Annotated in this window: 10 protein-coding genes and 1 pseudogene; 2 read left to right on the top strand and 9 right to left on the bottom strand. The window is 20.7% G+C overall.

What is annotated here, in order from left to right; translation table 11 throughout:
- Window positions 1-5: 5 nt before the first annotated feature.
- Genes rpoE through dnaX form a run of 4 tightly spaced genes read right to left on the bottom strand, consistent with a single transcriptional unit; the run spans window position 6 to window position 3,162 of the window.
- Window positions 6-497 (bottom strand): DNA-directed RNA polymerase subunit delta, encoded by a 492-nt coding sequence (rpoE, locus tag V9D86_RS00065; RefSeq protein ID WP_334330769.1) that lies wholly within the window; start codon window positions 495-497, stop codon window positions 6-8.
- Window positions 494-1,114, bottom strand: a complete 621-nt coding sequence (gene recR / locus V9D86_RS00060; protein WP_334330768.1) for a recombination mediator RecR — start codon at window positions 1,112-1,114, stop codon at window positions 494-496. The genes rpoE and recR overlap by 4 nt, the downstream gene beginning before the upstream one ends.
- Window positions 1,115-1,116: 2 nt before the next feature.
- The gene (locus V9D86_RS00055; protein WP_334330767.1) at window positions 1,117-1,401 is read right to left on the bottom strand and encodes a YbaB/EbfC family nucleoid-associated protein; all 285 of its coding nucleotides are present in this window, start codon (window positions 1,399-1,401) and stop codon (window positions 1,117-1,119) included.
- Window positions 1,402-1,419: 18 nt separating this feature from the next.
- Window positions 1,420-3,162 carry a DNA polymerase III subunit gamma/tau gene (gene dnaX / locus V9D86_RS00050; protein WP_334330766.1) on the bottom strand — a complete coding sequence of 581 codons (1,743 nt, stop codon included), beginning with the start codon at window positions 3,160-3,162 and terminating at the stop codon, window positions 1,420-1,422.
- 418 nt (window positions 3,163-3,580) lie between these two features.
- On the opposite strand from dnaX, the gene V9D86_RS00045 reads away from it, so the two are divergent.
- Together V9D86_RS00045 and V9D86_RS00040 are read left to right on the top strand one after the other, a co-directional pair.
- Window positions 3,581-4,840, top strand: a complete 1,260-nt coding sequence (locus V9D86_RS00045; protein ID WP_334330765.1) for an aminopeptidase P N-terminal domain-containing protein — start codon at window positions 3,581-3,583, stop codon at window positions 4,838-4,840.
- 1,578 nt (window positions 4,841-6,418) lie between these two features.
- A pseudogene (locus V9D86_RS00040) lies at window positions 6,419-7,462 on the top strand (DnaB-like helicase C-terminal domain-containing protein); the annotation flags it as partial.
- Between the two features lie 1,654 nt (window positions 7,463-9,116).
- Here the strand turns inward: V9D86_RS00040 and V9D86_RS00035 are convergent.
- The 5 genes from V9D86_RS00035 to V9D86_RS00015 all read right to left on the bottom strand — a co-directional run bounded on the left by V9D86_RS00035 (window position 9,117) and on the right by V9D86_RS00015 (window position 16,027).
- Complete coding sequence (locus tag V9D86_RS00035) at window positions 9,117-9,995, bottom strand: hypothetical protein (RefSeq protein ID WP_334330764.1); 879 nt, start codon at window positions 9,993-9,995, stop codon at window positions 9,117-9,119.
- 1,254 nt (window positions 9,996-11,249) lie between these two features.
- The gene (locus V9D86_RS00030; protein WP_334330763.1) at window positions 11,250-11,504 is read right to left on the bottom strand and encodes a hypothetical protein; all 255 of its coding nucleotides are present in this window, start codon (window positions 11,502-11,504) and stop codon (window positions 11,250-11,252) included.
- A gap of 158 nt (window positions 11,505-11,662) precedes the next feature.
- Complete coding sequence (locus V9D86_RS00025; protein WP_334330762.1) at window positions 11,663-12,748, bottom strand: hypothetical protein; 1,086 nt, start codon at window positions 12,746-12,748, stop codon at window positions 11,663-11,665.
- A 2,603-nt stretch (window positions 12,749-15,351) separates the two neighbouring features.
- Window positions 15,352-15,588, bottom strand: coding sequence for a hypothetical protein (locus V9D86_RS00020; protein WP_334330761.1), 237 nt, complete (start codon window positions 15,586-15,588; stop codon window positions 15,352-15,354).
- Window positions 15,589-15,730: 142 nt separating this feature from the next.
- Window positions 15,731-16,027, bottom strand: coding sequence for a hypothetical protein (locus V9D86_RS00015; protein WP_334330760.1), 297 nt, complete (start codon window positions 16,025-16,027; stop codon window positions 15,731-15,733).
- Window positions 16,028-16,473 lie beyond the last annotated feature (446 nt).

Genomic DNA, 16,473 nt, shown 5'->3' with positions numbered 1-16,473 from the left:
CTCTTTCATATATCCCATAATTCTTTATCGTATTCTTCTTGTTCTTCTTCTGATATTATTTTCTCTTTTTGTTTATCATCTTCTATTTCTGTTATTTCTAAATCATCTTCTAAAATGTCATTTTCAAATGTTTCTTTAGTTTCTTCATCTTCTGATATGATTTCGCTAATATAATCATTATCATTATTATAAATATAGTCTTTATTATCTATATTGTCTTCTTCAATTATATCTTTTTTATCATTAAAAAAACAATCTTTATCCCATAATTTTACATTATTCTCTTTTAATGCCCAAAGTTCTTCTCCACAAAAAATAAATTTAGAACTTAAATTAATATCTAAATATAATTGGGAAATTTTTTCATAATTATTTTGAACTATTTTATTAATTTCACAAATTTTATTTATTAAATCATTAATGTTCATAGGAAATTTATTTTTTTTTAAAATTTCTTCTGCAAGTTCTAAATTATTTTTTTGTTTTAAAAATTTCATTTGCTTTCTCCTTCGAAATTATTTCTATTATTTATAGCGTTACATAATGTTTTTTCATCAAGATAATTAAAATCCAAACCTATTGGAATTCCATAAGCTAACTTTGTAATTTTAATTTTTTCATTTTTTAGGTATTTTTTAAGAAAGTTTTTTGAATATGTAGCAGTTATTTCTCCTTCCCAAGTACTATTTGTGGCTATAATAATTTCTTTAATTTTTTTTAATCTAAATTTTAAAGAATTTAAATTTAAGTTTTCTGGTTTGATAAAACGAGAAAAATCGATTAATCCTCCTAAAACATGATAAAGACCATTATAATTGTTTATTTTTTCAAAACAATAAACATCACGATTATCTGCTACTATCATAATAGTAGAATGATCTCTTTTTGAGTCACAACAAAAATTACAAATATTTTTTTCTGTAATATAGCCGCAAATATTACAACTTTTAATGTTATTAACTATTTCTTTTAAATGTTTTGATAAATATAAAATTCTATTTTTATTTTTTTGATTAATTAAAAAAAATGTATATCTTTCGGCTGTTTTTTTGCCCACTCCAGGAAGTAAAGTAAAACTTTCTATTAGTTTATCAACGGTTGGTAAATTTTTCAAAATTAAATGCCTCCTGTAATTTTATTAATCATTTTTTTAAAATCTACATCAATTTTTTCTAAAGCATCATTAAAAGCTAGTAAAATATTTTCTTGTAGTAAATATTTATCTTTTAAAATCTTTGGCGATAAAATTTGAACATCAACTACTTTTCGAGTTCCTTGTAATATTATTATTATATCTCCGATTTCACTATGAAACTCTTTTTTTTCTAATTCGTTACGAACATTATCAATTTCCATTTGGAGTTTAAGTATTTTTTTAATAAAATTTGTATTTGTATTCATTTTTATCCCTTTTTTGAATCAATCCATTTCTTCTTTTATTTCTATTAAATCTTTATCAAAAAGTTTTTCTATCAAAGACAAAAAACTTTTATTTTTAATTAAAGTTTTATTATTTATTTTTTTTTCATTATTTAAAAATTTATTAGATAAATTATTTTCTTCTTCATAAAAATTTTTATTATTTTTGAAGTTTTCTTTATTTAAAATTAATTCATCATTAATATTTATTTTTTTATTTATTAAATTTTCTTTATTTTTAATTGAATTTTTATTAGGATGCGAAATTATTTTATTTTTGTGTTTTAAATAATAAGTTTCATATAAGTTCCAATTTTTTTCTAAAATTGCAATAAAACCTTTAATTATATTTTTTTTACTATTTAAAATGGTCAAAATTTGTTTTTTAATATCTTTTTGTTTTACATTTTCTAAAATTTCAGGTTCTTCATAAACTAACAACATTTCGTTGTTGAAACCTACGGCTATTAATTTTCCTTTAAATAAAAAATTAGCTGCTTTTTGCAGTGTATTATTTTTATATGATTTTAACTTATACCAAGCATTCGATATTAATTGTTTTTTTGATTCATCGGAATGGAATAAAATATCAAAAATTTTTTTTTGATATTTTTCTCTTTGTAAAGATAAACTTTGTGAGGATTCTATATTTTGTTTATAATTAAAAAAAAATTTATTTTCATTATTTTTTAAATTTTTCGATGATAACATTTGAATAAAAATTATTTCTAAAAAACTCTCTTTTGAATCACTATTTTTTAAATTTTGTTTATAATCAATTAATGTTTTTAAAAAATAATTTGCTAATTCTAAAGAAAAATTTTCTAATTTAATTTTTTGATCATTAGTTGATAATAATTCTTCTAATAAACAATTTTTTAAAATAATAATTAAATCATTAAATAAAATTAAAATATTTTTTCCTTCATTGTTAATTTTAAATAATAAATCTATTATTGATTTTAAATCTTTATTAAACATATATTTTAATAATTTTATTAAAATTGATTTTTCTACAATACCTTTAATTTCTTGAACACATTTAACTGTAATTAAATCTGTTTGATAGGAACTAATTTGATCTAATAAGTTCAAAGCATCCCTTAAACTACCTTGAGAATAAATAGCAATTTTTTCTAAAGCTTCGTTTTCAATTGATATTTTTTCTAAATTAATTACTTCTTTTAGTTTTTCTATTATATTTTTTTTTGTAATATTTAAAAAATGAAAATGTTGTGCGCGAGATAAAATTGTTTCAGGGATTTTGTTACTTTCAGTTGTTGCAAAAATAAAAATAACATGTTTTGGTGGTTCTTCTAATATTTTTAATAAAGCATTAAATGCATTTCCTGTTAAAACATGTACTTCATCAATAATATAAATTTTATATTTTAAAAAATTAGCTTTATAATTTATTTTACTTTTTAATTCTCTAATTTCTTCAATACCATTATAAGAAGCACCATCTATTTCAATAATATCAGAATTTTGTTTATCAGTTATTATACAAGAATCACAATATCCACAACATTCACCATCTTTATTATTTAAACAATTAATTGTTTTAGAAAATATTTTAGCTAAAGTTGTTTTTCCAGTACCTTTATTACCGCTAAATAAATAACAATGGCTTAATTTTTTATATATAATAGCATTTCGTAAAGTTTGAATAATAATTTTCTGTCCAACTACATTTTTAAAAAACTTTGGTCTATATTTACGATAAAAAACTATATAAGACATATAATTCTCCTTTAAAAAATTAGTAACAAAGATTTTTAATAATTATTTCAAATTTAATGAAATTTAAATAATAAAAATAATTATGTTATATTTAAGTCATATTTAAATAGGATGTAAATTATACCTATTAAATATTATAACATAAAATAATGTTATATATTGAATTACTTAGTTTTAGTTATTAATAGCTTTTAAAAATTAATAATAATAATTTTTATTTTTATAAATTTGGTTTAAAAATTAATTAAAAAAAATAAATTTTTTTGTGTTATAATTAATTTAATTTATTTTTTTAATTATTATTGATTATAATTATTTTTAAAATAAAAAAATTTTTTAGATTTTTTATTATTATTTTAAAATTAAATATTTTACATTAAATAAAAGAATGAAATTTTTAATTAAGGAGTATAATTAAGTGTTTTTACAAAATAGAAATAATTTTATTGGTCAAATGAAAAATAATACGATAGCTTTATTTTATTCTGGTATTAGTTTATTTAAAAACGGTGATCAAAAATTTTCTTTTGAAGTTAATCGTAATTTTTACTATTTAACAGGAATTAATCAAGAAAATACAATTTTGTTATTTATAAAAAAAAATAATCAAACTCAAACTTTTTTATTTGTTTCTGTTTCCGATCAATTGAATTTATTGTGGAATGGAGAATTTTTAAGTTTTAATGAAATTTCTGAAATTTCTAAATTACCATTACCAAATATTTTAAATATTTTGAGTTTTGATAAATTTTTAAATCAAAAAATCAATTTTATTAAAAATTATCCTCAAGAAATTTTAAAAGGTATTTATTTAGATTTATTTTGTTTACCTTCGGAAGTTTCTATTAATTGGGCTCTGAAACAATTTAAATTTTTATCTAATTTATATCCTTTTTTAAAAATTTATAATAGTTCTTCTATAATGTTTTATTTAAGAAAACAAAAGAAACCTGAAGAATTAGAAAATATAAAAAAAGCTTTACATATTAATCATAATGCTTTAATAAATATGATAAAAAATATTAAAAAATGTAAATATGAATACCAAATAGACGCCCATTATAATTATTATTTAGAGAAAAATAAAACTAAAAAATCCTTTGATACTATTGCGGCATGTGGTAAAAATGCCTTAATTTTACATTATAATAAAAATAATAGTTTATTAAACAAAAATGAGATTTTGTTATTTGATGCTGGTGTACAATATAAAAAATATTCTTCTGATATTACTCGTTGTTATCCTATCAGTGGTACTTTTAATTCTTTTCAAAAACAAATTTATAATTTAGTTTTAGAAACAAATAAAAAAATTATTAAATGGGTAATGCCTTACCACACGATTAGTGAATTGAATATCTATGGTAAAGATATTATGACTAAAGGATTAAAAAAACTAGGATTATTTAAAGAAAATACAAATATTAATCAATATTGCTATCATAATCTAGGACATCATTTAGGATTAGATGTTCATGATTTAAATTTTTCTCCAGACGATGCTTTAGGAGAAAATAGTGTTTTTACTGTAGAACCTGGTTTATATTTGTCTGATTTTAATATTGGAATTCGTATTGAAGATAATATTTTAATTAAAAATAATGGAGCAATTAATTTATCAAAACATATTCCAAAAGAAATTTTCGAAATTGAAAATTTAATTCAAAAATTTATTTAATTAATATTTTTTCATTTTTAATATATAAAATATTATTTTAAAATTTTAAACTTTTTTAAAAATAAAGTTTTTAGTAAATTAAAAAAATATTTTGAACTACAATAATTAAAATTAAAAAAATAATATTATCAAAATTTCTGATAAAAAAATAAGTAATTTTATTTAAAGTAAATTATATTAAAATTTATAATCACTTTAATTATTTAATTCAAATTTTAATATTTTGATAATTTTATTTTTTGTTTAATTATTTTAATAATTATTTAACTCTTTCTAACTTTTTGTACTTTTACTTTTTTTAATACAACTTTTGATTTTAAAATTATTGTTTTAATATTAAAAATTAAGTTGATATAATTTGATATATTTTAAACTAATGAAATATTTTTTTCATTTAAAAAAGTGTTTAAATTTTTTTTGATAATTTTTTAGTTTCGAATGATATTTTAGTAAATATTTGATTCTTACACTAAATATTATAATTTTTTTAAGGTTTATTAAATATTTAAATGGTGATGAAAAAATTAATTTACTTAAAATCCAATTAGTATTTCGAAATTTAGGAAAATGATTAATTAATTTTTGATTTTTTTCAGTTGGTTTTAAAAATAAAAAGGATGTTGATTTTCTAAAATACTTTTTATTTGGTTAAAAAAGTTTTCAATGAAGACTTTATTTCTATAAGTAGCTTTTTTTTGACATACTTATTTAAAAACCTTCTTTAGTTAATGTTTTTTGGATTTTGGATGATTGATATTTTTTTCCTTTAACTATTTTCCTTTAACTAAATTAAAAATACAGGGATGGTTAATTTTGGTAATTTTTGAATAGTTTTTAAAACTAAATTTTTATTTTGTTATTCACAAATTATGCCAAATGATCATTTGATTATTAAAAGCATTGGCAATGGAACAAAAATATAAAAATTCTTGAGGTTTTTTAAAATAATTATTTATTTTTATGCTTATCTAATTACAATAATTTTAAAGTATTTAATTTATCTAGGTTAATTTTACTAATCAATTCTTTAATGTGATTTTGAGTTTCATTTTTATAATTAATTTTAAATAAAGGATAGTTATTTTTAAGGTTGTTATTTTTTGCTTTTAATAAGGTTTAAAAGGTATAATTTTTCAATTTTGTAAATATTGTTAACCTTTACTTGTGAGGGGTGTTATGTTATTATCTTGATTATTCCAAATTAAGTTTTGCTTCGACGACTACTATGAATCCGTTTTTTTTAATCTATTAATTGTATAATGTTTTTTAACCTTTGGTAGGTTAAGTAGTGGTGTTAAGTAATTGGTTATTTTTGTTTGTAATTTGGACATCTTTTTCGTCCATAAACTCCTTTTCGTAATTCAAAATATTTTTTATATCCTCCTAAAAGTGTCTAACCTTTTATAATAATTCCTTGAAATTTGAATTTTTTTTTTTCAAATTTAGAGTTATTAGGACTAAAAAACATTTCTTATAACTAAATCATACCTTTTTTTTAAAAAATTACCATCAAAAAAAAATATTTTATTTGAGTTGTGAGAAGAGATCGGCTTTGGGAATTGAAAAAATTACTTTACATTAAGAACGTTTATGACTTTAATCCCACATAACGCCGATCAAGATTTATTGACGATCAACCAAATGGCAACTTTACATCCTGAAATCACCGCTACCGATCCCCAAGCCCAACAACAAATTCAAGCTGAATATTACCAATTATCGGATCAGTTTTTAGGATTAAATCACATCACCCATGGTTTCAAGAAAGGCCAAGTGATTACGATTGGGGGCTATACTGGTTTAGGCAAAACCAGTTTTGTCTATAATTTATTATTAGGCATTACCCAAGCGAAATTTCAGACGAGTAATTATCATCCCTATATGGTAGTTTTTTCCTACTAAATGACCTTGGTGGAAAATTTAAGTCGCCTATATGCGAATTTTACCCAAATTCCCCTAGATGTATTATTGAATAAAAAATTCGTTGCAGCGAAAATGACAGTTACCGAGTATCAAACTAGTATGCAAACCACCCAAGCTTTTTTTGTGAAGATCAATTTAAGTTTTAGTTATGATCGGAGTAAAAATATTACTTATATTTTGGATTTAATTTATCGATTACATTTAGAACAAAAAGTGGAAATTGTGGTTATCGATCACTTACAAATTACCAAAGTCACTAATAATTTCGATAATGACCGTTTGGCAATTGATGAAATTATGACCAAACTAAAACAATTGGCGATCGAATTAAACCTATTAATCATTATTTTATCCCAATTTTCACGGGATAGTTATAACACCCATCAAGGCAAAGCTTCCCAAATTACCGCTTTAAAAGGATCGGGAGGAATTGAAACCAACAGCGACCTAGTCTTGATTATGAGTGAATTTCAACCGTTTATTTTACCCAAAAAAGAAATGGAAAAACCCCTACAATTATACGATCAAACCGCTACCAAATTATACGAACATGGTCGTACCCAACCTTTAGCCAAAATTATTGAATTAAGTATTAAAAAAAATCGGAGTGGGAGGCGACGTAATTTACTTTATCATTTTAACATGACAACCCAAACTTTTCGCGAAATTGGTTATGTTGAACCCTATGTCGCCGTTTAACGATTGCGTACCATTAAATCATTAACTTCCATTCTTTATTTCCGAATAATTTTTTTATATATCATTAATTAAAAAAATTTACCAAAATTTTATTTTGTGTTATAATAAAAGTGTTCAGCTTTAAGTAGCCGTTGGGGTTGGTTAATGGTTGGATAAAAAAAGGTTATTTGTAGCAAAAAAACTCTTTTTGATATCTTTTTAAAAAAATAGAGCCTTCGTGAGAGGCTCTATTTCAATATTATTTTTAATAAGATTTTAAAATTAAAATTTTTTTTAAATTTTAATTTTATTATTAATTTTATTTGTAGCATATTGTAACTCCTTTCTAAAGATATCTTTAGCATCTTTAAAAAAAGCAGTTTTAAAACATCTTTAATTTAAAGATGCGTAATTTTATTATATAAAAAAATCATTTAATTGCCAATTAAAATCAATTTAAAATAATTAATTTATTGACCCTTTATAGGGTTTTTTTTATCCCCAATTTCGAACTGAAAGGAGTAATCGAATGCAAAAACAATTAAAAAAACTAACTAAACAAATCCGACAATTAAGCAAACAATTTTTTATCTTAGAAAAAATATGTTACAATGCTGATATTTAAACTAATTTTAATCAGGAGTTAATTATGGAAAATAAATTTAATAATATTAATATTTTTGATGTCGCCAATTACATTATTTAAAAAAAATCAGAATTAAATCATTTACGTTTACATAAAATAATTTATTATTCCCAAATTCAATCTTTAATCAAAAACCAACGACCTTTATTTAAAGCCCGCTTAGAAGCCTTGTTATATTGCGCTGTTCCCCTTTTTTTTTAGACAATTTTTTAAAATTAAAATTGTCTAAAAAAAGGGGAACAGCACAATTATTCCAAATTAAGTTTTGTTCCTAAGACTACTATGTATTCTGCTTTTTCTTTGAATTCATTACCTTAATAATTTTTTAACTTCTAAAACAGTGATTTTTAGTAAGAACAAAGTTACGCAAAATTACGATCTTATATTTTTAGGTTAGATGATTCTGGCTTAGATGAATACCGTTTAGTTGGATGAAGTTGAGATTTTTAAGCCTTAATGGTTAATTAAGTTGATAATTTTAAAAATATCCTCCAAAAATATATTTAAATGTTTTTAATTAAAGATTTTTTCTATTGTATCTTTGATTTATTATATTACCTTGCTTTTTGGTTCTTATGTTCATTTCAGAACTTATCTATTAATATCTTAATTTAGCGGAGTTATCTTTGTTCAATAGTTTTCCCTCAATCTCCGCTTTAATTATTTATTATAATCTTAAATTTTTTATTTTTAAGACCGATAATTTGATGTATTTCATTATCATGTCAATTGTAAATGGTTATTTTATTTCTAATTTTGGTCTCTTTTTTACCCTATGGTTTTAATCTAATATTTTTCAATAGTTAATTTTTGTTTTGGTTGATTTTTTTATCATTTCTTTTTATATTCATCTATATATTATTTTGAAATTCATAATTTAATTACTTATCGCACTTCAAGATTTTAAAAAATTTTTTTAAGATCATTAGTTTATAAAATAAATTCTTGAATATATAATGTAAAATATACAGTTAATAATATTTTTTTTAAAAAGTGAAATTAATTTTTTTTAAAACTTTTTTTTTAATTTTACGTATTTTGGTTACTTATTTTATTAATTGAATCTTTAATTTGATAAAATTTTTTTAATTTGGGTATTATATATATATCTAATTGATATTTTTCATTTATGTTTTTTATTTCAATATTTTCTTTATTTATTGCTTCTTGTAAATCATCTTGATAAATATTTAAATTTTTTAAATTATCTTCTAATATTTTAATTCCAATATTTGCTTTTTTTATATCATCTTCGATATTATTTAATTCAATAATTAATTTATCTTTTTTATCTTTTAGTGGTGATAATTCAGTTTTTAATTTTTCTATAATATTTTGATTTTTTTCTGATTTAATTTTATTCTTTATTTGAATAATTTGAATTTTAATCGAATCTATTTGGGTTTTTAAAGTTAGTATTTTTAATTTTAATTCTTTTATTTTTGATTTATTAGTATTTATTTCATTTTTCCAATTATATATTTTTTTATTGTTTTTATTAATTTTATCTTCATAATTTTTAATTATTTTTTTATTTATTTTTAAAAAAGGAAGAAAAAATGTTTCTTTTAAATTATTAATAATAGTAATTTGTTGATTATTCATAAAAAAATTAGGTAATTTTAAATCTTCATTTGTAATATAATTAATAATCTCATTAAATTGAGATTGGTTAATAATGGTTTTATCTAATGTTTCTAATGCCGATTTTAAATTAATATCGGTATTTATTTCTGAATCTAAATTTGGTTTTAATTCTAAATTTTTTTCATATTGAATATTATTAAATTCTCTTAGAATATTAGGATTTTGAGTTAAATTACTTAAATACCGAAAAAAAATAATATATCCAATAATAGATAAAATAATAAAAATAGTAGTTAATGAAATTTTTTTAAAATTTGACATTTATTTTAAACTCCCTTTTATTTATTTTAATTTAATTATAATATTTTTTGATTTATATGATTTTAGTAATAATATTCATTAATTATTTTTATCATTATTAGTTTTGTTATTTAAATCAATAGTAATTAATTAAAAATTAGTATTTTAACTCCTTTTTAACGTAAAATGTTTTATAATATTTTAATCATAAAGAAGGATTTTTATTTTTTAATTTTTTTTTAGTTTCAATTTCGATCATTAACTTTTTTTATTAAGTTTTTTATCATATGAAATAATTTTAGATTTTTAAATTTTTTGAATACTTTAATTTTGTTTTTTATTTTTTGAATACTTTAATTTTGTTTTTTATTTTTTGAAATTTACCAACTTATTCTTGATAATTATTTAAAAATTTTTGTTATTAATTTTATTTTTTTTAATATTATAATCAAACCCTTTAATATTTCATCATCAAGTTTATTAATTAATATGAAAAAGTATTTTCATCAATCATTGAAGTTGTTGTTTAGAATAATTTTTAAATAAAGGGGATAATTTGTGCCAAATTCTTTGCCCTTTTTTATTTAAAACTATGCCATTTTTGACGATATTTCAAACATTTTTAGTTTCCATAATTGATATTTTAGCGATATTAGTATAAATTTTAGCGTGAAATAAATCAGTAATACATTAAAGATATATAAAATCTAATTTTACATAATTACCTACATTAGCTGTATTTTAATTTTGTGTATTGTGTACTGAAATCTTATTTTTTTACAATTTTTTAAATATTTAAATAATCACTAAAATTATTTTTTCAGTCTTAAAAAATTCATCTTTTCTCGAAAAAAACTTTTTTTTAACTTCGGAAGTTTTTGAATTTAAATTCCTAATATTAAATTTTTTTTCAAAATAAAAGAAGTTGTTATTTCTACCTCTTCATTTTATTAGTTAAATAAAAAAAATTAAAAAGTTTTAAAAAAATGAATTATTTTTTTATTTTAGCTGATTTATTTTCTATGGAGATAGTAAAATGATTTTATATTAATAAAGGAAAATATTCTTTATGTTAGTTAAAAAACAAATTGAATTATTATAAATAGTAATTCTTTATCAATAAACCTATTTATTTAAAATTATGATTCCTTTAATAAAAATTTATCAAAAAAAATAAAACGATTATTATTCATATTTTAAGATTTTTAAAAATAAAATACCAATCTTTATTATTGACGAAAAACACAATTATATAAAAAAACTCCAAAGTAATTATCAATTAATTACTAAAAAAAATGGAACAGCACAATTATACCCAAGAATTTTATTATTAATAGTGATATCTTCATAAACATAAATTTTTAATAATTTGGGAATGTTGTTGATATCTAAGGTTTTTAATATATGAAGTTTTAGGGGTAGTTGATTAGTAAATTTAAACCATTGTTCTTGAATTTCTTCGGTCGATATTATTTTAATTTCTTCAGTTATTTCGATTTGATAATATTTTTTAGCGTTTTTAGCAACCATTAGTCCTATTTGTAAAAATCGGAAACAGATCAAAAAGTTACCAACATTGCCGCAATAATGGCAAATTTAATTATCATTTTATCAATTAATTGTAAAAATTTATTAGATTAATTGTTTAAGTTTATTATAAATAATAACTCAACTCCTTTCTGTGGAATTTAATCTTTAATTTGGTATAATTTATTTAATTTAGGGATAATGATTTTTGTTTGATAATCTTTAATAATGTTTTTTTGATTTATAATTGTTTCATCTAAAGCTTCTTCTAATACATCTTTAAAACTATTTAAATTTTTTAAATTATCTTTCAATATTTTAATTTCATTATTGACAATGTCTACATTATGTTCAATATCGATTATTTCATGACCTACTTTAATTTTACGTTCTTGTAATTGGTTTAATTCAATTTTTAATTTTTCCTTAATATTTGGATCTTGTTCTGATTTAATTTGATTCTTTATGGGAATAATTTGCATTTGTAGTGAATCTTTTTTAGCTTTTAAAGTAGGGTGGTTTTCGGGTTCTAATGTTTTTATTTTTGATTGCTGACTATTTATTTTATTTTCAAAATCAGATATTTTTGAATTTAATTTATTAATTTTTTCTTCGTATTTGGTAATCGTTTCTTGAAATTCTTTTGAGATAGGAATAATAAATGATTCTTTTAATTCCTCTAAAATATTAATTAAGAAATTATCAGCAACAAAATCAGGTAATTGAAAATCAACATTAGTAATATAATCAACAATTTTATTAAATTGAATTGCATTAATAGTTGTTCTAGTAATTGTGTATTTTTCGTATTCAGCAATTTTTTCGGCAAATTTTTTTTTAATATATATTTTGTATTTATTATTATTCCAACCTTTATTTTTACAAAAATAAAAATTATTTTTAAATTCCTCGATAATATTAATTAAGAAATTATCGGTAACAAAATCAGGTAATTGGGGGTTAACATTAGTAATATAATCAAAAATTTTGTTAAATTGAGTTGAATTAATAATTGGTTTATTTACTACCGGTGATAATTCATTTTTATTTTCAATTGTATGAGGGGTGGTTTCAATATCTAATTTGGTTTTTGAATCTAAATTTGGTTTTGATTCAAGATTATTTAATACTGACCACTGGTTAGAAGGTAGAGTTAAATTACTTAAATAATGAAAATAACTATTAATTTCGATAGTGATTAAAAATATTATACTAATAATTAAAATTTTTTTTTGAAAAATTGACACTTAATTTTTTAAACTCCTTTTAATTTATTTTTTTAAATTTAATTATAAGAATACTTTTCTTAGTGTAATTTTAGTATTAATATTCATTTAATTATTTTTTATCATTAATCGGTTTATTATTTGAATCGATGGTAATTAATTCAAAATGAGTATTTTTAACCCCTTTTTGACGTAAAATGTTTTTCAAAGCTAGAGCGGTAAGAAGGATTTTTGTTTTTTAATTCATTTTTTTAGCTTCAATTTCAATATATTAATAATTCTTTTTCTTCTAATTTCATTTTATATGGATTTTCTAAAATGTCAATTTAAATTTTATTATTTTTGTTTTGGTTATTGAATTCATTTTCTATTTTTCAAAAATTTTGAATTTTTTCTCGATATTTGTTAATTTCTTGTTGTTTATTTTCTTATAAATTTCCCATTAATGCTTCAAGTTAGGCTTTTAAAACTTTATATTCTTTTTCTATTTTTTTATCATGTTTATTTTGTAATTGAACCCGTTATAATTTATTTTTAGCAATATCTTCATCAATGCCTTTAATATCTGCATTAAGTTCCATCATTAAGAGGTTAAATTTTTTTCATCAATCATAGAAGGGGATTTTTAGAATCATTTTTAAATAAAGGCGATAATTTATGTCAAAATCGGCTCCCTTCATGTAAAGTCATTCCTGTTTTATAACAATATTTTCTGCAGTTTTAGTTCCGATAATCTATAATTTAGCGACATTAGTAGTAATTTTAGCAGGAAATAAATCGGTAATACATTCAAAAGCTTCTTTTAAACCTCCATTTAACACAATTACTCACGCTAGCTTTATTTTCCATTTGGTATTGATTACTCACAATAAGTGTTAAATTATTTGGTTAAACGTTGTTTAACTACTCTATATTCATTTTTTCCGCTTCTAATTCGTTATTTTTTGACTCATTTTTAATAATACGATTTTCAATTATGGGCTGTTTTTGATACAACTTTTTATTTTAAAATTACTTTTTAAAACTAAAAATTAAATTGATAATTGTCGATCTTTTCAAATTCAGAAAATATTTTTTGCGCGCCAATAAGTGTTTAAATTTTTTGTGATTAGGGTTTACCTGAATAAGTCGGTGCTATTTTTCCCTCTTACATTACTCCTTCCTTTTAACATATTTGTTATTAGCCGTAAGTAATTTTTATTTTTTGAATTGTTTGTTAATAATTTTCATTAGTAATGTTTGATTCACGGTTTCAAAAAAATCTTTTAAATTAATTTTAATGAAATAATTAATTCCTTGAAATTTTTTTTATAACGTTTTATTGTGTCATGAAATGATTTATTCGGTCAACAACCATAACTCTATTCTGAATTGAGGGTTCATAGATGATATTTAGTTCGGTACGAATGACTTCTTGAAAACTTCGTTCCGGTGTTGATTGTTGGTATTCCTAATGACCGTTTTCTATTATTCGCTTTTGGTATTGCAATTTGTTTAACTGGTGCGGTTGATATTTATTTGCCTTTAACAGTTGACATAGTTTTTCGATTGTAGATAATTTATATTCCGTAATTGTTTTACAATTTATTTCTAATGTGCCTGCTTCTTGATTCCGACTAATTTTGTTAAAAGCTAAAAAATAACTTTCAATGTTGTTCATTAGAAATTGTAAGCGACTACAATTTACAATTTTATTTTTTATTTCTAACTCGTGAAGTTACTTTAATTTCGATGAAAGCTTAGAATCATTATTTAATTTAATTGTAGACGTCACATCTGCTAATTTCATCATCATAAATTTAAAGTGCGAAATTTAGTTCCTCTTTCACCTTGTAAAGATTGTTAATCTTTGTCTGGGCGAGACGATTACCTGAATTATTCTAAATTAATTTTTACTTTCGCAACTACTAGGATTTTGTTTTTTCCTTGAATTCATTAACTCAATAATGTTTTAACTGCCGAATGAAACTGATTTTTCGGAAAATTAAAGTTACGCAAAATTACGATCTGATATTTTTTGGTGAACTGACCTTATTTAGTTAAATATCGTTTAGCTGGATGAAGTCAGAATTTGGGTCCTTAATGGTTAATTAAATTGATAATTTTAAATATCGCAATTCAAAATATTTAAATACCTCTGATTTAAGACTTTTTTAACTATTGTTTCTTTAAATTATAACATTGTCTTACTTTTGGAACTTAGGTTCATTTATGAACTTATCCCTTAATATTTTTATTTGGTGAAATTCTCTTGGTTTAATAGTTTTCTCTCGATCAGTTTTAATGCTCTGCTTTAAACTTAAAGCTTTTCATTTTTAAGATCGATAATTTGATGCTATTTACCTTATCATTAGTAATTGTAAATTGTTAGTTTACTCGTAATTTCGTAATCTGTTGTGCTCACAATCTTTTTATATTGAATGCGGATTTTGTTATTTTTATTCATGAATATTTGTCTCTATTTTTGTTTGTTTTAATTTTATTTTTTTATTTTTTTGAAAACTAAATTTGGGTTTTGGGTATAAAAAAAAGACTTACATTGGATAGGTCGAAAATAAACTATATTTTAGTAAATTGTTTTTTAATAAAAAAGACGATTGTAAATCTGTAAAAATAAAGGTAATTTAGGTCTTTATTGTGAAATCAATAATCAATTTATAAATAATAAATTTTTTATCTATTTCTTCTAATTTTTTTTTAAAAGTTTCTTCTTTGGTTAACATTTTTTGGGACGATTTTTGATCGATTTCTAATTTTTTAATTTCAATTTTGATCTCTAATTTTTTTTTGATAATTTCGGAGCTTTCGGCTTTTAATTTGTCAATGTCATTTTCTAAATTTTTACGTTTAGGGTCGTCCATATTTTACGCACTTAAAGGCGTTGGTAATTGTTTTAATTGTGCTTTTTTAATATTAATTACCTCTTTTTTATCGGCTAATGTTTTTTTAAAGGCGGAAATTGATTATTAATGTTTTCAAGTTGTTTGTGAAATTCGTTAATTTCTAAATTATATTTTTTTGTTTTTTTATAAATTTTTCTCGGGTTTGATTAATTATAGTAATGGCATTTAGCGGTAGATTACTAGGTAATAAATTTACATCAGCATTTAATGCAAAAATATAAGCTTTAATTTGGGTAAATTCATTAGCCGTGATTTTAAATTTATCTTCGGTAGGTTCAATTTCATGTTCATTTTTACTTTGAGGTTCGTTGACTGATAAAATTTTAGGTTTAATTTCTGTTTCAGATTGATTTTTAGGTAATGATGGTGTGAACAATATTAAATTTAGTAGATTCATTGGCGGCTTTCCCTTTTTAATTACCGATGGAGGGGTTTTAGAAAAAGTTTGACTGTGAGTAACGGAATTAAATTTGTAAAATCTAACGAAAAAGAATGTGGTAATGACTATTAAAATACCAAATGTAATTAATAAAATTTTTTTTTATTTAAATTCATGCGTTCATAACCTTTCTAAAAATAATGTTATCTATAAAAATTATTATTACCGTTATACATTATTTTAATAGTTAATAAAAAATTTATTTAGTAATATTTTGATAAAATTTATCATATTCTGCATTTTAAAGACTTTGTTGAGTTCTAAGAATAATTGGGAGATTTTTTTAGTTCGGTTTTTTATAAATTTATTCTGTTTTTATTAAATTTTATAAATTTTTTACTTTTTAAAAATTCTTTTCTACTAACTATTAAAAAATTAGTCTTTTTTTTTTTTCAGACTAAAAA

The organism is Candidatus Phytoplasma prunorum (genome assembly GCF_036924415.2).
Lineage (GTDB): Bacteria > Bacillota_I > Bacilli_A > Acholeplasmatales > Acholeplasmataceae > Phytoplasma > Phytoplasma prunorum.
Note: the sequence above shows the minus strand (reverse complement) of the source record. Positions and strands in the feature narration are given on the sequence as shown.

Coding starts and splice junctions, on each gene's coding strand:
- rpoE (WP_334330769.1), bottom strand. CDS start 497: ATGAAATTTTTAAAACAAAAAAATAATTTAGAACTTGCAGAAGAAATT.
- V9D86_RS00055 (WP_334330767.1), bottom strand. CDS start 1,401: ATGAATACAAATACAAATTTTATTAAAAAAATACTTAAACTCCAAATG.
- dnaX (WP_334330766.1), bottom strand. CDS start 3,162: ATGTCTTATATAGTTTTTTATCGTAAATATAGACCAAAGTTTTTTAAA.
- V9D86_RS00035 (WP_334330764.1), bottom strand. CDS start 9,995: ATGTCAAATTTTAAAAAAATTTCATTAACTACTATTTTTATTATTTTA.
- V9D86_RS00030 (WP_334330763.1), bottom strand. CDS start 11,504: ATGGTTGCTAAAAACGCTAAAAAATATTATCAAATCGAAATAACTGAA.
- V9D86_RS00020 (WP_334330761.1), bottom strand. CDS start 15,588: ATGGACGACCCTAAACGTAAAAATTTAGAAAATGACATTGACAAATTA.
- V9D86_RS00015 (WP_334330760.1), bottom strand. CDS start 16,027: ATGAATCTACTAAATTTAATATTGTTCACACCATCATTACCTAAAAAT.